This is a genomic window from Polaromonas sp. P3_A5 (genome assembly GCF_056403055.1).
The window spans coordinates 3,649,951-3,671,130 of record NZ_JBFUGF010000001.1; the positions used below are offsets into that span (position 1 = coordinate 3,649,951).

Genomic DNA, 21,180 nt, shown 5'->3' on the forward strand with positions numbered 1-21,180 from the left:
CCTTGAAATCCGTTTAAGGGTTAGTCTGAATACGCAGCAACTTCTTACAGGGATTCAACCCGGCCGGCGAATTAACCCGACCTTACAAGGACTTGCTGCCGGCTACAAGGTTCCGTAGCTGTGCAGGCCCGAGAGGAACATGTTGACGCCCAGGAAGGCAAAGGAAGTCACGACCAGCCCCACCAGCGCCCACCAGGCAGCGACCGTGCCGCGCAGCCCTTTCATCAGCCGCATGTGCAGCCAGGCGGCGTAGTTGAGCCAGACAATCAATGCCCAGGTTTCTTTGGGGTCCCAGCTCCAGTAGCCGCCCCAGGCCTCGGCGGCCCACAAGGCACCCAGCACCGTGGCGATGGTGAAGAAGGCAAAGCCTACAGCGATGGCCTTGTACATCAGGTCGTCCATAACGACGGCATCCGGTGTGTGCGCATTAATCGCCTTGCGCGCCCAAATGACGGCCACAAAGAAGATGACGGTGGGAACGACCATGCGCAGAGCCTTACCCATGGCGGGAGCCATTTCAGCCGATCCGAAAAACATCACGGCCGTCAAAGGCAAGACAACAAGGACGGTCGGCAAGGCAACCAGGCCAATCCACAGAGATTTGCTGGTCGCGGTTTTCAGCAACATGGTCAGCGCAACCATCGCGGAGAGTGCGAAAGTCCCGTAGCCGATAAAGTTGGCCGGCACATGCAATTTCATCCACCAGCTTTTGAGCGCAGGCACTAGCGGCTGGATCTCATGCGCTTCCCGCACAACGGTGTACCAAAGCAGAAAACCGACGGCTGCGCTGACCACCAACATGACAAACGCCCCTAAAGTGCGCGTGTTGTACTGCGCTTCGAAATAGAGATAAAAGGTGGTGGTCAGCCAGCAGAAAAGCACGAACACTTCATACAGGTTGCTGACCGGAATGTGTCCCACATCTGCGCCTATCAGGTAACTTTCGTACCAGCGCACCAGCGTACCGATCAACGCCATGCTGACGGCGGCCCAGGCAATTTTTGAACCTACCGACTCGAGCACGGCGCTATGGCTGCTATGGCCCTGCGCATTGGTCGCGCCGCTTGCGAACATGCCCAGCCAATAAAAAATCGTGCTCATGAAGAACAGCACGCTCATCCACAAAATGGCCGACTGGCTGGAGAGGAAATACTTGAGCCAGAACACCTGTTCGGCGCGCGCCAGATCTCCCTGGTAGGACGCGATGCCCAGCAGCGCGAAGGCGCTGACCACCATCATCAGCACCCGCAACGGCCGCCAGAACCAGCCCATGGCGATAGCCGCCGGAATGGCCGCGAACAGGATGCCTTTTTCATAGACATCCATGAAATCACTGTAGCGGGCGAAGGCATACAGCAAGCCGCCGGTGACCAGCGCAGCAAACACCCAGTCCAATACATTGCGCCGGGCGAAATAGCCCTCGTTCAGGCTCAGCGTGCTGTCGCCGCCGGCCTTCAGCGTGGTGGTGTTCACCGCGGTGTGGTTGATCGTGGAGGTATTCATAAAGGCGCCTGCAACAGTTTCGTTTTCAACATCTCAAACTCCTTGTCACCGTCCATGGTCTTGCGGTTGGTCGACAAGGCCATGGTGGCCTGACTGTGGCCTTCGGCCGATTCTGGCATTGAACCCGCAACATTGCCATCTTCTGCCTGACCGCCCCCTGCGCCGCGCGGTGCCAGCCAGACCCAGACGCGGCGTTCGCGCACATAAAGCATGGCGAACACGCCCAGGATCAGGAAGGCGCAACCCAGGTAGACGATGGTCTTGCCCGGTGCACGCGCCACCTGGAACACACTGGCCTGGACCTGGGTGAAGTCTTTCAGCTCAAACGCCATGGGCGCGGGATAGAAATTGGCGTCCGACAGGCTCAGCACCATTTGCGACATAAAGGCCCGCGTCTTTTCATCCTGGCCCAGCGGCTTGAGCCCGGCCTGCTCGCGGGTCATCTGCGTCAGCTCAAACAACGCGCCGTTGAGGATACGGATCAGCACCTCGCCGGCGCGGTTGCGCTCGGCCTCGGGCACGTTGGCCTCCATGAAATCAGAGATGGCCTGCAGGCCTGCAGCGGTTTTGGGCTTGCCCGTCGAGCCTTGCGCTGCGCCCGCTGCGTCTGCAACGTCACCGGCAAAAAGGGCCAGTGCCCGCGACGTCGACGCAGCAAGCTGCTGCGTCAGCTCCGGCCGCTCCCGGCCAATGGCCTGGCTTGCGTAGCGCCTGACCGCCAGCTCACGCTGCGCCGGATTGGCGAGCGCCGCGCGCAGCCGCAAAAAGGTCTCCATGCCGCCTTCAGCATCCACCGGGATCCGGAGGTACTGGAAAGGCGCGGACGGTGTTTCGCGCACGCCCATCAGGTAGACCGCCGGGCTGTCTTCCGCCGGATCCGTCTTGACCGGCAGCATGTAGTTGTGAAATTCACGGGCCTGCCCGGATGCATCGCGCAGCTTGTAGCTCACGCTGGGGCCTACGTTGCGCAGCTCTTTTTGCGTCACGGTCTTGTTCGCCGCGCCAAGCCGTGTGTCAATCGCCTGGTGCAGGTCGACCTTGCGCACATCGGCCCCGGAACCCATGCTCCCGCCCGACGCGAAATTTTCCACGTTGATGACCCGCAGCGCGGTGTATTCCAGCGTCAGCTTTTCGGCGCCATCGCCCTGCCCGTTGGTCAGGCCGCTGGAGCCGCCGATCGTGCCCTGAATTTCAAACGGCTTGCTGGCCGCGGCCATCGGAATGGCCTTGAGCGTCACGCTGGAGCCGCCGTCGTCGAAGCTCGACTGGTAAATCTCGATCCCGCGGTGGTTGGCCGGGTGATTGACCTCCACCCGCGCCGGGATCTTTTCGCCGGTTTCCTTGTCGTGGATGATGATGTCGCTGGCAAAGAGCTTGGGCATGCCGGTCGAGTAATACTCAACGATGAACTTCTTGAGCTCAATGGAAAACGGCAGTTCCTGCAGCAATACGCCGCCCGGCTGGTTCAGGATGGCGGTGCTGGACTGAGTGCCTTCGGCCACCAGCAGGTTGGCGCGAAACGTCGGGTTTTTGTCGCTGAGCCGGTGCTGGGCAGGCACATCGGCAATCAGGCCGCCGCCGGCATAAATCGACTTGCCGTTCAGCCACATCTGCGCGCGCACGATCATGTCGCCGTCGAGCAGGCCGCCCACGCAGACCAGCACGATGGCGCTGTGCGCTGCGATGTAGCCCAGTTTGTTGGCCGCGCCTTTTTTGGCCGCCACCATCCAGCCGTTGCCGGCGCGCTGCTGCAGTTTCACCTTCCAGCCGCTTTGCACCAGCGTCTGGCCAATGCGGCGCGCAGCCGTTTCGGGTGACTCTGCCAATGCAGCCTCGGCACGGTGGCCAAAGGCCTTGAGGCTTTGCTCCCGGACGTTTTCCTTGAGCTGGTTCAGGTCCGCGAAGATCTTGGGGGCGTTGCGCGCAATGCACAAAGAAGTAGAGACCACCAGAAAAGCCAGGATCAACAGGAACCACCAGGCGCTATACACGGTGTTGAGGCTGAGCAGGCTGAACACCTGCGCCCAAAACGGACCGAACTGGTTCACGTAGTTGCCCAGCGGCTCCGCCTGCTTGAGCACCGTGCCGATGATCGATGCGATGCAGATCACCGTCAGCAGCGAAATGGAAAACCGCATGGACGACAGCAGCTCCACCGCCGCCCGCCAGCTGCGGGAGCCCCAATTGACCTTCATACCCTCGGTGGAAACTGTCATGCTTGAAATGGAACCTGCGGTTGGCTCAGGAAAGCCTGCGAACCAGAAAAAGAAGGGAAAAAGAAAAAAGGCGGGCTTTCATCAGAAAGACCCGCCTTGGTGTGATTGGTTTTGGAGGCTTGGGTTCAATACTGCAGGCAGCCTGCGGGTACTTTCAGCAAAAAAAACGCTCGCCTGCCAGTCCTTTGCTGTACTTTGCTTAACGCAGGCCGGCAATGTAGTCGGCCAGCGCGCGGATTTCACGGTCGTTCAGCTTGGCAGCCACCTGGCTCATGGGCAGGCTGTTGCCTCGGCCGCCGTCACGGAAAGCCGTCAACTGCGTCACTGTGTAGTCAGCATGCTGGCCGCTCAGGCGGGGATATTGGGAAGGAATGCCGGCGCCCGTGGGGCTGTGGCAGCCCGCGCAGGCTGCGATCTGGCGGTCCTGCACGCCGCCGCGGTAGATCCGCTCGCCGAGAGCAACCAGTTCCTTGTCTTTGGCAAAGCCGGTTTTGGCTTTCTTGGACGTCGCCCAGTAGGCGATGTTTTTCATGTCGTCTTCAGACAGTGCCGCCGCAAAGCCTTGCATGATCGGGTTCTTGCGCTTGCCGGCCTTGAACTCCTGCAGCTGCTTGACCAGGTATTCGGGGTGCTGCTGCGCCAGCTTGGGGTTGGCAGGGGTACCGGAATTTCCGTCGGCGCCGTGGCAGCTGGCGCAAACTGCGGTGAAGCTGGCCTCGCCCTTGACCAGATCAGGCTTGGCAACCTTGGCCGGGGCTGCTGCGGGAGCCGAAGCGGCGCCGTGTGCAGGTGCGGCTTCGCCGGCAGCATAAGACGACACGGCAGGCACGGCCAGCAAGGCGGCCAGGAGAGAAGTAACGAACAGCTTCATATCGGGGGTTTTAATTGGTTGGCGCACAAAACTTATAACTTTCTGATTTTACAATGGCTTCAGGGCACCCCCGATTATTCGGGTCTTGCCGCGGCAACGGGCCAGCAGCTCCGCACCGCCTCAGCGCTTCCCGGGTTCCGTCCCCGAAGCCATTGCTCCCTCCAACGCATGCCGGTAGCGTGCAACCGATCTCCAGGGACCGCCCGATCATGACCTCACCCTCTCCGTCCAAACAACCTGTAGCCGCAACCGGCGCGCCCGACCCCAAAATCGCGATGGGCTGGCTGCACACAGCCAAATTCCTGACCACAGCGCCCGAGCTCAAGCACCTGCCCCGTGTCGACGTGCCTGAAATCGCCTTTGTCGGCCGCTCCAACGCCGGCAAATCCACCTGCATCAACACGCTGACGCAGCAACACCGGCTGGCATTTGCCTCCAAGACGCCGGGCCGCACCCAAAGCATCAACCTCTTCAGCCTGGGCAAACAGGGCGTGACGGACGCCGTGCTGGCCGACCTGCCGGGCTACGGCTATGCGGCCGTGCCCAAGGAAGCCAAGTACCGCTGGCAGCAGGTGATGGGCAACTATCTGCAGACGCGCGACAACCTCAAGGCCGTGGTGCTGCTGTGCGACCCGCGCCTGGGCCTGACCGAGCTCGACGAGATCCTGCTGGACGTGATCCGGCCACGGGTGGAAGACGGCCTCAAGTTCCTGGTGCTGCTGACCAAGTCCGACAAACTCAACAAGACCGAAGCAGCCAAGGCGCTGTCCATTGTGCGACTGCAGGCCGGCGGCGGAGACGTCAAACTCTTCTCTTCGCTGAAGCGCCGCGGTGTCGAAGAAGTGGCCCAGCATTTGTGGGACTGGGCCCATCCGGCAGAGAAATCGGTCGAAAAACCGGCAAAGCCTGCCAAAGCGGCGCCTGAAGAGCTGCCCGAGATCAATGACTGAGACAGCTCTCCAGCGCTGAGGTTTCAGATAAATACCGGCTCCAGCCCAACAGGGACGAGCGCAAGCAGCTATAAAAATAGTAGCAACATGATAGCCACCCGCTTGTATGCATTGCCCCACGGCATCACCTTGTCCTGCCGGACTGCAGGTGAAAAAGGCCGCCCTGTCCTGATGTTCCTGCACGGCTTTCCGGAAGCCGCTTTTGTCTGGGACGGCTTGCTGGAGCATTTTGCGCGGCCCGAAAACGGCGGTTTTCGGTGTGTGGCACCCAACCTGCGCGGATTTGAACATTCCAGCGCACCACTGGACGTGGCAGCCTACCGGCCCAAACACCTGGTGCAGGACATCGCAGCGCTGATTGCGCTGGAGGGTGGCCAACTAGCTTGCCTTGTGGCCCACGACTGGGGCGGCGCGGTGGCCTGGAACCTGGCCGCGGGCCACCCCGCGCTGATGAAAAAGCTGGCCATCATCAACTCGCCGCATCCCGGCACCTTTTTGCGCGAACTGCAGCATTCACCGGCACAGCAAGCCGCCAGTGCCTACATGAACTTCCTGATCCGCCCGGATGCTGAAGCATTGCTGGCTGAAGACGATTTTCGGCGGCTCTGGGATTTTTTTACCAAGATGGGCGCAGCCGATGGGCCGCACGCCTGGCTGACCGAAGCCGTCAAGGACCAATACCGCGAAATCTGGCGCCAGGGCCTGACAGGCCCCTGCAATTACTACCGTGCTTCGCCCTTGCGACCGCCGCGGCCCGGGCCGCCGCACAACGACCCGGCCGCCGCGGCAGTGAGCATTCCACGGGACATGCTGGAAGTTCACCTGCCGACGCTGGTGCTCTGGGCCCTGGACGATACAGCCTTGCCGCCCGCGCTACTGGAAGGCCTGGGCGACTACGTGCCGCAGATGGATTTACGCCGCATCGAAGGTGCAACCCACTGGATCGTGCACGAGCAGCCCGCATTGGTGGCGGCCCACTTGGAGGATTTTTTGCGCTAAATTGCTATTGATTTAATAGCTGTTCGCGCTGATTTCGCCTGGCCCGGAAGACTATTCCCCTAAAATTTCGGCCCAACCCGCCCGCCGTCAATACAGGGATGGCTCGCCTTCGGGCCGGGTTTTAAAGCGCTTGTGCACCCAGTAGTACTGGGCGGGCATGGTGTTGATGTAGTCCTGCAGTTGCGCATTCATGCGCGCGGTGTCGGCCACCGGGTCATCGCTGGGGAAGTCCGGCCAGGCAGGCAGCACCTCCACCTCATAGCCCGTCGGAGTGATCCGGGGCAACAGGGGCAGCACCTTGGCGCGGCCCAGGCGTGCAAATCGCGAGAGAGACGGGACCGTTGCGGTGGGTATGCCGTAAAAAGGCACGAACACTGAATCGTCGGGGCCGAAGTCCATGTCGGGCAACAGGTAAAGCGGCTGCCCTTCCCGAAGCGCGGCCACAATGGGCTTGACGCCGTCACCCCGCCCAAAAAGCCGCAGGTTGCCAAAACGCCGCCGGCCCCGCAGTATCCAGCGGTCCACCAGCTTGTTCGACTGGTCGGTGTAAATGGTGGTCGAGGGCCGCGGCATCTGCAGCGCCACACCGGCCCATGCCGCATCCAGGCCGACGAAATGCGGCAGGAATATCACCGTGGGCTCATTGCCCTCCAGTTCCTGCACGGCACCCGTCACCTGAACACGCCGCTGCACCCAGGCCTGGGGCGCATGCCAGAGCCAGGCGCGGTCCAGCCAGGCCTGGGCAAAAAAGACGAATGTCAGCACCGTGAGGCGGCGCCGTTCTGCGGCCGGATAACCGGGGAAACACAGCGCGAAATTGGTGGCCACCACGCGCCGGCGCGAGCCTACCACCGCATACAACATCCAGCCGAGCAGCACGCCCAGGCCACGCGTCCAGGAAAGCGGCAGCAGCGCCAGCACCCGCATAAAGAAAATGCCGCCGCGGGTCACGACTCGGCTGGCCAACTGACGGGGAGTCTTCAAAGGGGAGTTTCCTTGCGTGGTGTTTTGTAGCGTGCGTAGCCCCACAAATACTGGCCCGGCTGGCTCAGCACAATGGCTTCGATCGCCCGGTTGATCTGTGTCACCCCATGCAACAAGTCGGCGCGCGCGCCGGAATCAGAGGCGTCCATCCCCTGCACCGGTGGCCATATCTTGAGGAAATACCCTTTGCCGCGGGCCAGGCGCTCGCAACTGACGGGCAGCAGCACCGCACCGCTCTGCAACGCCAGCCGCGCGGCCAGCGTCATCGTGTAGGCCGGCTTGCCAAAAAAAGGCGCCCACACGCCCAGGCCCTCGGGCGGCACCTGGTCCGTCAACAAGGCTACGGCCTGGTTGGCCTTGAGGGTTTTGTGCATGAGGCGGATGCCGCTTAAGGAGGCGGGCACGACAGTGAGGTTAGCCCGGTCACGCGCCAGGCGTTCCAGACGGGCCAGCCAGGCCTTGCGTGCGGGCCGGTAAATTGCGGTAATGGGCCCATACAGCTCAGCCAATGCTTGCGGGCCCAGCTCAAAGCTGCCGCAATGGGGGCCGAAAAAAATCACACCACGACCTTCGGCAAAAGCCTGCTCCGCGTGCACCTGGCCTTCAACACGGACATTGCCCAGGCAGGATTCAGTGGCGGGCCGCATCCACAGTTTCGGCAGCTCGGCAATAAAACGTCCTGCCTCGGCAATCGCCGGCCGGGCCAGCGAAAAAGGGAGGCCGGCCTGGGCCACATGTGCCCTGAACTGCGCGCGATAGCGCGGACTCAAGCCCCACACCAGCCAGCCCAGCATGCCGCCCAGCGCATGCAGGGCGGCCAGCGGCCAGAGGGAAAAGAAGCGGAACAACCAGGGCATGAATCAGGTGAAAGGGGTATCGAAAGGTTACGCCGGCCAAAAAACAGCCGTCATATAATGCAAGCTGTCGCCGAGTTACTGAACTACTTGCAGGGCGACATTAAACCAAACTGCTAAAGCGTTCGCCGAGGCATTCCAGCCGGCAACGCGCCGACAAACTTCATGGAGTGTACGCAATGGCGAACGATTTTCTCTTTACATCCGAATCCGTCTCTGAAGGCCATCCCGACAAGGTCGCCGACCAGATTTCCGACGCAATCCTCGACGCGATCTTCAAGCAGGACCCGCGCAGCCGCGTTGCCGCCGAAACCCTGACCAACACCGGCCTCGTCGTGCTGGCCGGCGAGATCACCACCAACGCGCATGTCGACTACATCCAGGTCGCCCGCGACACCATCAAGCGCATCGGCTACGACAACACCGAATACGGCATCGATTACAAGGGCTGCGCAGTCATGGTCTGCTACGACAAGCAGTCCAATGACATCGCCCAGGGCGTAGACCATGCCAGTGACGACCACCTGAACATCGGCGCCGGCGATCAGGGCCTTATGTTCGGCTATGCCTGCGACGAAACCCCGGACCTGATGCCTGCGCCGATTTACTACGCTCACCGCCTGGTCGAGCGCCAGGCCCAGCTGCGCAAGGACGGACGCCTGCCTTTCCTGCGCCCTGACGCCAAGAGCCAGGTGACCATGCGCTATGTGGACGGCAAACCGCACAGCATCGACACTGTGGTGCTGTCAACCCAGCACAGCCCTGACCAGAGCGAAACCGCGCACAAAATGAAGGCCTCGTTCACCGAAGCCATCATTGAAGAGATCATCAAGCCGGTACTGCCCAAAGAGTGGCTCAAGGACACCAAGTACCTGATCAATCCGACCGGCCGCTTCGTTATCGGCGGCCCGCAGGGCGACTGCGGCCTGACCGGCCGCAAGATCATCGTCGACACCTACGGCGGCGCCTGCCCGCACGGCGGCGGCGCGTTCAGCGGCAAAGACCCTAGCAAGGTAGACCGCTCAGCCGCCTACGCAGCCCGTTATGTAGCCAAAAATATTGTGGCCGCGGGCCTGGCACGCCAGTGCCAGATCCAGGTGGCTTACGCCATCGGCGTAGCCCGCCCCATGAACGTCACGGTCTACACCGAAGGCACCGGCGTGATTTCCGACGAAAAACTCTCGGCTCTCGTCAATGAACACTTTGACCTGCGCCCCAAGGGCATCATCCAGATGCTGGACCTGCTGCGCCCCATCTACGAAAAGACGGCAGCCTACGGCCACTTCGGCCGCGACGAGCCAGAATTTACGTGGGAGCGTACCGATAAAGCTGCGGCCCTTCGGGCGGCAGCCGGCCTGTAAGGCCGCCGCGCGTAGCGCGGTATCGGTATGCGGGCGAAGTTCATATTCGCATCGCGAATGTGAACGCAGACCAAAAGACGGACAAAGCAGCTACGCTTCGCGCGGCTGCAGGCCTGTAAGGCCCCGAACGAAGCGAGCTTGTGCGGCTTTCAGCGCAGGCTTGCTTCGCGCTGCAAAGTTAAGGACCCAAGAGGTCCCTCCCCCTCGCTAATCCAGAAGATCAACCCCGCGATTCAACCCCGCGTGTAGGGGCTTTTCCCGACATGCGGGGTATTGCCCAACTCTTCGGACGGCGCGTTGTCGGCTTTGGGCTGCGCGATGGTCTTGTTGGTGCCCTCTCTGCCGTATTCGTCGGCAGATATGGCGTCAGGCCGTGCGGCTGACCCGTTCTTGCGGTCACGATCACTCTTTGGATCGGTACGTTTTTTCAGGCCCATCTTGTGTCCTTCGTGTCGCTGAACGTCAGGTAACAAAGCTGCCGGGATCCGTGGCGGGAAATACGGATGCCGACATTGAGGGCATTCCGCCCCGGGAATCACGGGCAGCGTGCGACACACCAAAACCGTTGCCGGTAACGATGAACGGCCAGGCACTGCGGGATTTCCCCGTTTCCATGGCGACTTCGCGCACAGGCCGGGTTGCCCGGATTCCTGGTTCATGCAGGGGAAAGCTGTCTAGAAACATGGCGGCGCCAATGAAGGCTTTGAGTGGCTGGGTTTTGACTGTAGGTTCACGCTTGGCCACGATGCGTCAGCGGGATAGGAAATGCGTGTAGGACAAGCTCGAATCAGGCGCCACTTCCCTGGTTTGAGCTTTAATTCCCGGCATTCCGGCCGCTGCTTTTTACCCACATCAGGCAACGAGGCAGGACATCAGGCTTTCGTAATCCACCGGTTTGACCAGGTGATGGTTAAACCCGGCCAAACTGGCAAGGGCTTTGTCTGTTGTCTGTCCCCAACCAGTAAGTGCAATAAGGACCATGGTTTCAGCGGCAGGCTGCTGGCGGATCAAGCGTGCTGCGTCGTACCCGTTCATGCCGGGCATTCCGATGTCCATGACGATAACGTCCGGCCTGTGGGCCTTGGCTGCGGCAACGGCGGCCACACCGTCATACGCCGTTGTCACCGCAAACCCGTCCATGCCAAGCAAAGCGCCCAAGGTATTGGCCGCATCCACGTTGTCGTCCACCACCAGGATTTTTTTGGCATTTCCGGACCGGGCGGAGCCCGCCATTTGCACAGGCGATGCAGGCTGCCCGCCCTCCAGAACCACCGGCAGCGCCAGGACGAACTCACTGCCATGACCCAGGCCTTCACTGTTGGCGTGCAGAGTGCCGCCGTGCATCTCGGCAAACTGCCTGGCCAGGCTCAGACCGATCCCCAGGCCGGTCGGCGCTTCGCCAGGCACGGGCGTCTGGGCAAACAGGTCAAAGATCTTTGCCAGAGAAGACGCCTCAAGCCCGATCCCGTTGTCGGCGACCCGGAAAGTCACCACAGGCCCCTCGACTTCCGCGCGCAGCACGATATGCCCGCCTGGATGCGTGAACTTGGCGGCGTTGACCAGAAGGTTGGCGACGCTTTGCACCAGGCGTGCGTGATCGGCATCCAGCAGATACGGTGCGTCCGGCTCCTGCACGTCCAGCCGGTGCTGCTTGCTTTCCATGGCGGTAGCGGAAATCTCCACCGCATGGTTGATCACTGATTGCAGTGTGATCTGCCCCCTTTTCAGGGTGACCTTGCCGCTGGTGATGCGGGCCACGTCCAACAGGTCATCCACCAATCGCGTCAGGTGAGCAACCTGGCGGTCCACGACATTGCGCAGCTGCGTGATCTGGCCCGAATCCGGGTAAAGATGCTTGAGGATGCCCATGGACGTGCGGATCGGCGCCAGCGGATTGCGCAGTTCATGCGCGAGCGTAGCCAGGAACTCGTCCTTGCGCTTGTCGGCATCGCGCACCTGGTATTGCCTTTCGCGTGCCCGCACGGCCGAGCGGGTGGCGGTAATCAGGGCAATGGTGCGCACGGGTCGTTCCACCAGCGTCACATTACCCAGATGCTCGACCGCCCGCTGCACATCCAGCGAATCGGCGCCGCTACGCGTCAAAAGCAGGATGGGGATGTCCGACCAGGTGGGCTGTGAGGCCACGTATTCGGCCAGCGGCCGCATGGCCACACCGCTGACAACTTCTTCCACCAGCAACAAGGCACCGGCGCCCAGCGGCAATTGCGTCATCAACTCGTCGGTATTCGCGCACACAATGCTGTGGATGCCCACTGACCGGAGCACTTTGGCAGTCAGCGCCGCGTCCCGCCCTGTAGGCGCACAAATGACGATTCGCCGCTCCACCTATCTCGCTCCGCGGGCGCCACCCACTTCAGGATCGTTACCGACATAAACCGGCACCCCCGTCAGGATGCCGCGGAAGCCGCGCAGAGGCGCACCTACGTGGATACCCTTGCGGGACATGGAGAATTCGCGGATGGTGCGCTCGTGCAGGCTGCCTCGCTTTTTGAACACCGATACGGCCTGCTTGACCTCGCCGTCATGCTCGAAATAGCGCAGCATGAGCACGTTGTCGGCCAGATAGCTGGCGTCCACCGCGGTGGACATCTGGCCGCCCAGCATGCCCTGCTGCACGCCGACCAGGATGGTCACCACACCACGCTGGCCCAGGTACGTCAGCAGTTCGTGCAAATGCGTGGTCAGGAAGCGTTCATCCGGCATGGCGTTGAGGTAGCCGTTGATGCTGTCGATGACGACAACTTTGCAGCCGCGGTCGGCAGCCTGGCACACCACCGACGCGAACTCCCCGGGGGACAGTTCGGCCGGGTCGATCTGCTGAATGCTCAGCACACCCGCTTCATAGGGCTCGCGGATTTCCATCCCCAAGCCATCCGCGCGATTGAGTAAATTGTTGGCGGCTTCTTCAAACAGGAACATGGCGCTGGTCTGCCCGCGCTGCGCCGCGGCAGTGACAAACTGGGCCGCCAGCGACGACTTGCCGGTACCGGGAGGCCCGGCGATGAGGGTGCTCGTGCCCTCTTCCAGGCCGCCGCCAAGGAGGGTGTCGAGCTCGGTGAGGCCGCTTTTGAGCTGCTCGCGTCTGCCCATCACGCGCGACTCGGCCGCCACCAGGCGCGGGTACACGCACAGGCCGCCGTACTGGATGTCGTAGTCATGCATTCCGCCGCGAAAGGCGATGCCGCGGTACTTCACCACGCGCACGCGGCGCCGTTCGGCCCCGTAGTCCTTCACGGACTGGTCCAGCGTGATCACGCCATGGGCAATGGAGCGCACCTGAAGGTCAATGCCGGCGGCGGTGCGATCGTCGAGCAGCATCACGGTGCAGGAACGGCTGGCAAAAAACTGCTTCAGTGCCAGCACCTGGCGGCGATAGCGCAGCGGCGTATCGGCCAGCAATTGCAATTCGGAGAGGGAATCAATCACCACCCGGGTCGGTTTTCGTTCCTCGATCACAGACAGGATCATTTGGGTGGTGGTGCCCATCTCGACCTCGGAGGGGTGGAACATGGTGTATTCGGCCTCCGGCGTCAGCAGGTTTTCGGAAGGAAGGACCTCATGAATGTGGATGCCCTCCATGTCCCAGCCATGGGATTCGGCAACACCACCCAGTTCTGCGGCCGTTTCGGCCAGCGTGATGTAGACAACCGACTCACCGCGCCGGGCGCCTTCGACCAGAAACTGCAGCCCGGTGGTGGTCTTGCCGGTGCCAGGTTCACCTTCGATCAGGTAAATGCGGTCTTTGATGAGGCCGCCGCCCAGAATATTGTCCAGGCCGGCTATACCGGTGGAAAGAAAATGGAGCTCGGTTGGGTTCTTTGAAGTCATGGTTGCAGGAAAAGCGGTTTGTGAGCCGACTTGGCAATGAAAGAACAATCCGCAACACTCGTTAAAGAACACAGCGGCTTGTAACACCTGGATAAATGGTAGTCAGCCAGCTTAAAAATGCCCGGTTTACCGCATCTGCGTTATGCGTAGGACAAGACGCCGTCCCACAATAGGCCACAGTGGCAATACGCCCTTTCCGGTCGGCGCCAAAAGATGGACCCTGGGCATTGGCAGTGTTGCCCGCCACGCTGACCTGGAAGCCGCCGCTTCCGGCCTTGATGCCGCTTTGTTCGGCAACGCTCTGGAAGTTGGAGTTGATATTGCTGCTGGAAGCGCTGATGCTGCCGCTGATCTTGCCGACGCCCACACTCAGTGAGCCGCCCAGGCTTTGCTGGCTGCTGGTGTAGGTGCTGCTGTCCTGCAATGAGGCGATGTTGAGGTTGCCGCCAATGTCGGCCTTGACCTGCTCGGCCCGGATCACGGCACCCTGCAGGGTGGCGTCTCCGCCCGTGGTCAGGCTGACTTTTTCACCAGCCTTGACTTGGGTGTTGGTGTAGCTGGTGATGCCATTGAATTTATAGCAGCTGGCGCACGCCCCATCTAGGCTAGAGGCCTATTTGATTGTTGAGTTGCGCCGCTAGTTGACCCAGTCTTTCCATCAAATCTTGATCCATGCGCTTTGAGGAACAAAGGGTCATCAAAAGGTGAACTCCTCTCCGAGTTCCACCTCTTTTTGAACGGCAAAGCCAGACCCAAGCGGGTCAAGGCCGACTGAAAATTACCTGTCTAAGTGGTTCAAGTTGTGATGGAAATCAACAGCCGACGGGGTTGTCCTGATCAGTGCTGCGGCGCTCTTTGGTGCTGGAGCTGCTGAAGAGGTCGCTCTCGGCGGTGGTCATGCCAAAGCCGAAGCTGTTGGTCTGCCGGCCTGCGCTGAGGTTGACGTTGTTGCCGGCGTTCAGGCTCAGGCTGCCTGCAAGGAGTTGTGCGGTTCTATGGTTTTACACTTCCTTTCTCAAGGATCTCCTCCAATATGTCACCGCCGTATGAGTTAAAAACACTTAGCAGAGACACTGGCTTATCTTCAGGAGAAAACCTCCAAGATCTCAAAATTCCGTCACTACCGAAGTAGCAAATTTGCTGAACTTCTGATAGGACGCAGCTAACAAAAGCGAAATCTAAATTCGCGTCCAACTTTTCTCTATTTTGACTGTTGACGATTGCAGGCAAGTCGCCAATCCAGATGGCGTAGTGCGCCCATAAAGAATTTGTTGTGGCCTTTTCCGCAACCAATTTTTCGCCAGCAATGCTTAGAAGTTGCCAAAATTTCATAAATTTACCGAGTGTTGCGTTCCGCAGCTACTTGACCCAGTCTTTCCATCAAATTTTGCTCCATGCGCTTGGGAAACAACTGGTCACCAAAGGGTGAATTTACTTCCGAGTTCCGCCTCTTTTTGCACTGCAAAGCCAGACCCGAGCGGGTCAAGGTCGACTGAAAATTACTCGTCTAAGTGGTTTAAGTTGTGATGGAAATCAACACTCTTGCGTTTGTTAGACCGAGTTGCGCTGAAACGGAGATGACCTTTTGCACCTCAGCCGTTTCAATGGCTTTCAAAATCATCTCAGATCCAACACAACGTCCTTTACGACTGGTAGTCCTCATACTCCCACGCAAAGTATCTGGAAAGAATTGGTACTGACTGCTCCCAAGTAGGGCGTTCAGCGTTCTCAATAATCTCGCTAACTGTCTTCTTGATCAATTCAAAATCGAAACTTTCAACGAGGATCATGTGCCGCAAAACATATGCACTCTTGATCGATAGCTGATGCGCAAGCCACGAATTTGTGCATATCCCAACTTGGAACAGATGACTGCCTTCAATCCCCTCTGGTCCGATCGCTAAGGTCAGCCACATGCAAAAGTTGTCTGGTGTTTGCGGGGTGTAGGTGTTGAGATCCTCTGCACCGAAATCAATCCCTTTGAGAGTGGGTTTGTTCATTTGATCACCATGTGTCCGTTGGAAATTACAGCCCCTGTATTCGGGTCCCTCATCTGGAAGTTGGCCTGGACACCGGTCGGATTGAACTCGGCAGGTGCATTGGGCTTTGCAGTCGGAGGCCTAAAGACTCGCGTACCGTCAGCGCTGATCAATCCGCCGGGTACACCGTTCAATGGTCGCGCTCCATCACCTACCCATATCTGCCCCAAGCTATTCGCTTCGGTCGCCGTACCGCTTCCGACGGAGAAATTCGGATTTGGCACTCCACTGCCGCTCGCCGCTTTCGCAAGTCTCGCATCCTGCGCCGCAATGTTGGCAAGATTTTCGGCGGCCAGCTGCCCTTTCAGTCCTGGCACGGTCACCACATTCGCCGTCCCGCCAGAAGTCACCGGGGTTGCAATTTCTCCTGCTACTGCCGTTCCCCCACTTGCCCCATTTGTAGCATACGTATTTCTGGCCGCCGCATAGGCCGCCGCCTGTGCATTAACGGTCCGATTCAGCAATATACCTTCCACCGCAGCCGGCGAAAGTCCCAGTGCTGCATAAGTCAGCGCAGCAGCTTGCGGGCTCAGGCCCATGCCTTGCAGAACTTGCTCTCCCATCGTAAGCGTAGGCTGCCCTGTTGCGGCGGTATTGCTACCTGTTACGACCTGATCCCACCCAAAGGTCGCACCCGCACCACCCAGGAAGCAGCCAAACCCGGTCGTACAAGCGCCTGTGCCCGCGACTATCATCCCGGCCCCGCCCAGCGCCTGCAGCAGTCCCATGGTACGAATGCCGCCGTTGCTGCTGGTAAACGCATCCACCGCGCTGTCCGAGGCGTTGTAGTCGTTGAACAGCTTCAGCGGTGACGTCTGATTACTTGGGTTGGTGCCGACTCTATAGGTTTGTTGGGCCAAGGTGCTGCGCTCTGCAGCATATTCGTCGGTGGCGCCAGCCGCTTGCATATCCGACAGCAAGCGGTAATTGGCATCGGTGGGCGGCACGCCATCTGCGCACCGGCGAATCGCACAGGCGGCTATCGTCAGGCGTGCCACAGCCGCATTGCTGCCATTGGCCAGCTGCTGGATGCGGCTGATCTGGTTGGGGTTGAGCTGCCTGTTGTTGGTGTCTTCGTTAAACGCAGCAGCTGCCCCTGTCAAACCACCGGCCGCTGCGCCAATACTGGCGGCAATGCCCGCGCCCACAAGGTTTTTAAGGACCGGGGGCAGGTCCTCTGTGAGCTTGTTAATCTCGTCTGCTGCAAGTGCCGCGGCGCCGGCGCCTGCAGCGCCGCCTACGCCGCCACCCAATCCGCCGATCAGGATATGGCCGGCAACCCGGCAGGCGCCCCCTTCAGCCCAACAGGCGGCGGATTTGGCATCCGGTGCGCCAGCTTGTTGCTGATTCGCGTAGTCGCCCCAAGCCGTGCTGGCAGACCGCCCAAACGCCGCAGTAATAGCGATCTGCGCATCAATATTCGCCCTGACCTTGTCCCTATCAAAGATCGGCTTGAGGCTGGTTTCAGCGTCACCGGTTCGGGCGCCCGTGTTGCCTGCAATGCCGCTGATCCCTGCCGTGGTGGTGCTGCTGGCGTCGCCGCTGGTCTGCCCATAACCGGCGCCTCCGCCCGGGCGGGTTACGGTGTGGCTGGCCCGTTCGATTTGTGCATCGGTCATGCCGCGGTCACGCATGTCAGCTATCGCCCCTGGGCTGCTTTGGTCGCCGAGGGTTCCGCTCAGCCCCGCTCCCAGTTGGTAGCCGCTGCCTTCATAACTGGCAACGTTCTGGATGTCGGTGAGCGTCAACACACCGCCGGCCTGGAAACTGTTCTTGCCGTCGTCCACAGCCTTTTGGGTGCTGGTGATCTGCCCGCCAGCCAGGGTCGTGTTACCGCCCACGGCAACGTTAAAGCCGCCATCGCCCGCGCGAATCGCGCTTTGCTCGCCAACGCTTTGGTAGTTGCTGTCGATGTTGCTTTTGCCTCCGCTTACGCTACCGCTGCTGGAGCCATAGCAGAAGGGCGGTATGCACAGGCTCACCCCAGCACCGGCGCTGCTTTGCGTTTCTTTGTAGACGGACTGGTCTTGCAGGCTCTGGATGATGAGGTCGCCGCCGGTTTGCACGGTGACCTGTTTGGCAGCTGCGACCGCGCCTATGAGGTTGGTGTCGCCGCCCGAGGCGATCACCAGCGTGTTGCCGGCCTGCACCTGGGTGTTGGTGTAGCGGATCTCGTCGCCGTTGCCTTCGCCCTTGCCGCTGGAGACGCTGGCGTTCAGGCTGAAGCCGCTTTTGGCGCCCACGCTGAAGCCGATGCCCAGGCTGGCGCCCGAGTTGCTGTTGCTGTTGCGCTCGCTGGCGGTGTTGATGGCGGCGAGCAGGTTGACCTGGTTGTCTGCCATGAGGCTGGCGCTACCGCCGGCGTTGATGCGGCTGCCTTGCACCGTGAGGTTGCTGTCCAAGCCTGCACCAGTGGCCGCGATGGTGATGTCGCCGCCAGCGGCAACATTGGAGCCCACGGCCGTGTTGCTGGTGTTCTCTGTGTTGCTCTGGCTCTTGCTGGAGCCGATGCTCAGGTTTACGCCGATGCTGGCTGCTGCGGCCGGGTCCTTCACCAGGGCTGCGACCTGGTTGTAGGTGTTGTACGCCGTGAGTGCCGTGCTGGCTGCGGCCAGTGCCTGTATGCGCGAGTCCTTGACCTTGCTGGCGTTGCTGATGGCCTGGGCGCTTTGCTGCACGCTTTCGATGGCCGACAGCACGGGGTTGCTGAAGGTGACGCCAAAGCCGCTTTGGGAGGTTTTATCTTCCGTGGTGCTGCGGCTGGTTTCGCGGGCTTCCACGATGTCCACCTTGGCGGCGCTGATGGTGATATTGCCTTGCGGTGAGATCACGTCGCTGCCGACCTGGCGGTAGTTGTTGTTGGCGACGGCGACCACGTTGCCTTGCAGTGCGCCCACGGTGCTGGCCGCTGCGGTTGTGTTGCGGCCCTGCCTGTCGTTGGACTGCTCGCTGGCGTTGTAAGACAGGCCTTCCTGGAAGAAACCCGACTCCTTCTTCTCAAAGAAAGACGTGCTTCTGCTGGTGTTGGTGGCCGCTTCGATGGCGATGTTGCGGCCGGCGGCCAGGGTGGTGCCGGTGTCGCCAATCACGCTGGAGCCCTGGACCTTGATGTCTTGGCCGGAGGCGAGGGTGAATTCCTATCCGAGTCCCGCATTTTCTTGACCCTCAAAGTTGATACAAGCTGATCAAGGGCGGCTGGAAAATTACCTGTCTAAATGGTTTAAGTCGCTATGGGAATCAATCATCAAACGCGTAGCTTGGCTTGCAACGCGGCCTCAAGCTCAGCAAGGGTGAACTCTTTTCCGGCCTCAAGGTAACCAGCATTGTCATCAACAGAATCGCCAAATTCTTTGCACAGCGAATAAGTCACCAGAGCAGCAAATAAATCATCTCCTCGGGTACTCACCGATCCCATGTATTTCTTGGCGTCGGGAATTCTTTCATCAATAGGCTGCTCAGAAATTGAAACCCAGCACCATTCATTTTCAGCCGCGCCCTTTACATAAGGATCTCGGTGAATTGGCCCAACCAGTTCCATCGTCAAGGTTGGCGTCTTTTGTTTGAAACGGGAGAAGCCATTTTTTATGGCGCTCGTTAATTCGTCCTGTGTTGGATTGGCATCCATCTGGACAAAAGAACTTTTCATGGCGTGCCCTTAGTCGTCAGCGTAGAACGAGTCAATGTTATCCATCCATTTATGGTTTTAATATTGATGTTGCCCACGGTACCTTCGTTCAGGATGTTGGAGACAGGTGACCCCGGTTTGACCCAGCTTGTGACGTCTTGAACTGATATGCCAGTCTTGGTGGCATCTACGTACATATCGCCAATTTGCTTTGCGTTAACCATTTGCTTAGTTCCATCAACGATATTTCGCTGCACTGCTGTCATGCCATTTCCTGTTACTTCCTTTAGGCTAACAGGGACACCATTTAACCAGCCATCAATTCCCGGGGTATTGTGGCTCAGCTGTCCCACAAATCTTCCGCCCTTGTATGCAACGATATCGGCTGCCTGAGAAATTTCTTCCGCACTCATTGCATTTGGAATCACTTCACCCGGTTTTGGGGCCGGCAGTGCTAGTGGTTTTGTTGTTGCGACAACTTCACCAACAATGCTCCCCCCCGGACTTGCGCTTATTCCTTCGGCCTTGGCTAGTGCCTTTGGAATATATTTTCCTCCCAGATACGCGAGCCCGAACTTGGCGGCATCAATTCCAAGGAGCATGAGCGGATCACGCTCGCCAGGATATGTTTCCAGGTTGAAAGAGTCCAGAACACGCTGACCTTCGTTTGAGCGGTAGGCACCAAAGGCTGCCGCATTCCCTTGCTGCATCTGGAGGTTGGACGCCCCAGCGATGCCAATCCCGATGGGGACGGCTACACAGCCAAGTCCCAAAGTTTCAATGCATGATGCTGCACCACCCGCTGCAATCACACCGCCGCCAACTGTGCCGATGGCGCCAGCGCCGAGGTTAACCGCGCCTCCCACGCGTGTAACCACTTCGCCATTTCGTGTCAGCCCATCTCTTATTCCGTCAAGATTGGTGTAAATAAACTCCCCTGTTTTTTGGAGAATCGCTTTTTCCGCCGCGTATGTTTCACCCACTCGCTGCATGTCGTTGAGCTTGATCCAGTTTGGGTCACTATCAGGAATGCCGTCGGCACACCGGGTAAGTGCGCACGCTGCGGCGTCCAGTCGGCGTTTCTCCTCTGTGGTTTTTCCTCTTTTTGCTGCATCTAGCTTTTGGGTCTCGGTATAGTGCAACTGCCGATTGTTGGCATCCACAGTCCAGGCAGTGGCCGCCCCTTGAGTTCCGCCCACAGCAGCGCCAATGCCTGCGGCCGTCAGCCCGGCAACGACTTGAGCAATGCTCTTGGAGACGCCGTCACCCAAGCCTGCCGTTTGCAGGCCTAACTGCAGGTTGTCCTGGAACGCGTTCATCAGGTTGGCTGAACTGGCGCTGGTAGCCGCGCCCAAGGCGCCGTCCATGCCGCCGCCCAACGCGCCTACTGCCGTGTGAAGGGCGATCCGGTAGATGCCGCCTTCTCCCCACTTCTCGGCTTCCTGAATCAGGGCCGTCTTTTCTGACGGCGTCATGGTTTCCTTGATCTGATCTCGCAGGCTCTTGGCCTGGCTGTCGGCAAAGCTGGCAGCCGCTTTGGGCGCTTCGCGTGTAAACGCCTGCGTAATTTGCACCTGCGCATTGATCTCGGCCTGTACCCGGGCTGCGTCAAAGATGGGTTTAAGGCCGGTCTCGGCATCCGTGCTCCTGACGGCGGTATTGCCGGCAATACCGCTGATACCTGCGCTGCTGGTACTGCTGGCATCGCCCTTGTCTGAGCCGATGCCTATGCCCAGGCCGTTGATGCCGGCAGTCTTGGCAGTGGCGCCGCCGCCAAAGCTGATGCCGATTGACTCGCCCTTGTAGCTGGCGGTGTTCTGGATGTCGCTGATGCTTAGGGTGCCGCCGGTCTTGAAGCTGTTCTTCTGGGCATTGACGGCCTGGGTGTCGCTGGCAATGACGCTGCCCAGCAAGGCAGTGTTACCCGCC

General features: G+C 59.9%; 16 protein-coding genes and 2 pseudogenes. 3 read left to right on the forward strand and 15 right to left on the reverse strand.

From position 1 onward, the window contains the following. Window positions 1-102 precede the first annotated feature (102 nt). The 3 genes from ccsB to AC1DU8_RS17495 form a co-directional block, all read right to left on the reverse strand. Window positions 103-1,503 (reverse strand): c-type cytochrome biogenesis protein CcsB, encoded by a 1,401-nt coding sequence (gene ccsB, locus AC1DU8_RS17485; protein WP_457279742.1) that lies wholly within the window; start codon window positions 1,501-1,503, stop codon window positions 103-105. After that, a complete protein-coding gene (locus tag AC1DU8_RS17490) occupies window positions 1,500-3,719 on the reverse strand; it encodes a cytochrome c biogenesis protein ResB (RefSeq protein ID WP_457279743.1) in 2,220 nt (739 codons plus the stop codon). The genes ccsB and AC1DU8_RS17490 overlap by 4 nt, the downstream gene beginning before the upstream one ends. A gap of 199 nt (window positions 3,720-3,918) precedes the next feature. Beyond that, window positions 3,919-4,590, reverse strand: a complete 672-nt coding sequence (locus AC1DU8_RS17495; protein ID WP_457279744.1) for a c-type cytochrome — start codon at window positions 4,588-4,590, stop codon at window positions 3,919-3,921. 209 nt (window positions 4,591-4,799) lie between these two features. Here AC1DU8_RS17495 and yihA point away from each other — a divergent pair, with 209 nt between their 5' ends. Beyond that, entirely contained in the window at window positions 4,800-5,540 is a 741-nt protein-coding gene (gene yihA, locus AC1DU8_RS17500; RefSeq protein WP_457279745.1) for a ribosome biogenesis GTP-binding protein YihA/YsxC, read from the forward strand. A gap of 87 nt (window positions 5,541-5,627) precedes the next feature. Then, entirely contained in the window at window positions 5,628-6,539 is a 912-nt protein-coding gene (locus AC1DU8_RS17505; protein ID WP_477690042.1) for an alpha/beta fold hydrolase, read from the forward strand. A gap of 87 nt (window positions 6,540-6,626) precedes the next feature. On the opposite strand, the gene AC1DU8_RS17510 is transcribed toward AC1DU8_RS17505, so the two are convergent. Together AC1DU8_RS17510 and AC1DU8_RS17515 are read right to left on the reverse strand one after the other, a co-directional pair. Then, the gene (locus AC1DU8_RS17510) at window positions 6,627-7,523 is read right to left on the reverse strand and encodes a lysophospholipid acyltransferase family protein (RefSeq protein ID WP_457279747.1); all 897 of its coding nucleotides are present in this window, start codon (window positions 7,521-7,523) and stop codon (window positions 6,627-6,629) included. Further along, entirely contained in the window at window positions 7,520-8,380 is an 861-nt protein-coding gene (locus AC1DU8_RS17515; RefSeq protein ID WP_457279748.1) for a lysophospholipid acyltransferase family protein, read from the reverse strand. The genes AC1DU8_RS17510 and AC1DU8_RS17515 overlap by 4 nt, the downstream gene beginning before the upstream one ends. Window positions 8,381-8,556: 176 nt before the next feature. Between AC1DU8_RS17515 and metK the strand changes: the two genes are divergently transcribed. Beyond that, window positions 8,557-9,738, forward strand: coding sequence for a methionine adenosyltransferase (gene metK, locus AC1DU8_RS17520; protein WP_457279749.1), 1,182 nt, complete (start codon window positions 8,557-8,559; stop codon window positions 9,736-9,738). Window positions 9,739-9,971: 233 nt separating this feature from the next. On the opposite strand, the gene AC1DU8_RS17525 is transcribed toward metK, so the two are convergent. From AC1DU8_RS17525 to AC1DU8_RS17570, 10 genes and pseudogenes are all read right to left on the reverse strand, one after another. Continuing rightward, the gene (locus AC1DU8_RS17525) at window positions 9,972-10,175 is read right to left on the reverse strand and encodes a hypothetical protein (protein ID WP_457279750.1); all 204 of its coding nucleotides are present in this window, start codon (window positions 10,173-10,175) and stop codon (window positions 9,972-9,974) included. A gap of 415 nt (window positions 10,176-10,590) precedes the next feature. Beyond that, window positions 10,591-12,012: a hybrid sensor histidine kinase/response regulator gene (locus tag AC1DU8_RS17530; protein WP_457279752.1), complete on the reverse strand. Its 1,422-nt coding sequence runs from the start codon at window positions 12,010-12,012 to the stop codon at window positions 10,591-10,593. Window positions 12,013-12,084: 72 nt separating this feature from the next. Continuing rightward, window positions 12,085-13,587: an ATPase domain-containing protein gene (locus AC1DU8_RS17535; RefSeq protein ID WP_457279753.1), complete on the reverse strand. Its 1,503-nt coding sequence runs from the start codon at window positions 13,585-13,587 to the stop codon at window positions 12,085-12,087. Between the two features lie 61 nt (window positions 13,588-13,648). Continuing rightward, window positions 13,649-14,152, reverse strand: a complete 504-nt coding sequence (locus tag AC1DU8_RS17540) for a hemagglutinin repeat-containing protein (RefSeq protein WP_457279812.1) — start codon at window positions 14,150-14,152, stop codon at window positions 13,649-13,651. A gap of 428 nt (window positions 14,153-14,580) precedes the next feature. Beyond that, complete coding sequence (locus AC1DU8_RS17545; protein WP_457279754.1) at window positions 14,581-14,919, reverse strand: hypothetical protein; 339 nt, start codon at window positions 14,917-14,919, stop codon at window positions 14,581-14,583. Between the two features lie 311 nt (window positions 14,920-15,230). Then, window positions 15,231-15,587 (reverse strand): immunity 8 family protein, encoded by a 357-nt coding sequence (locus tag AC1DU8_RS17550; RefSeq protein WP_457279755.1) that lies wholly within the window; start codon window positions 15,585-15,587, stop codon window positions 15,231-15,233. Continuing rightward, the gene (locus AC1DU8_RS17555) at window positions 15,584-18,523 is read right to left on the reverse strand and encodes a hemagglutinin repeat-containing protein (RefSeq protein ID WP_457279756.1); all 2,940 of its coding nucleotides are present in this window, start codon (window positions 18,521-18,523) and stop codon (window positions 15,584-15,586) included. Before AC1DU8_RS17555 ends, AC1DU8_RS17550 begins: the two co-directional genes overlap by 4 nt. Before the next feature lie 69 nt (window positions 18,524-18,592). After that, a pseudogene (locus AC1DU8_RS17560) lies at window positions 18,593-18,745 on the reverse strand (hemagglutinin repeat-containing protein); the annotation flags it as partial. Window positions 18,746-18,870: 125 nt separating this feature from the next. After that, on the reverse strand, window positions 18,871-19,272 hold the full coding sequence (locus AC1DU8_RS17565) for a hypothetical protein (RefSeq protein WP_457279757.1): 402 nt from the start codon (window positions 19,270-19,272) through the stop codon (window positions 18,871-18,873). Continuing rightward, window positions 19,269-21,180: pseudogene (locus AC1DU8_RS17570) on the reverse strand (hypothetical protein); the annotation flags it as partial. The gene AC1DU8_RS17565 and the pseudogene AC1DU8_RS17570, both read right to left, overlap by 4 nt.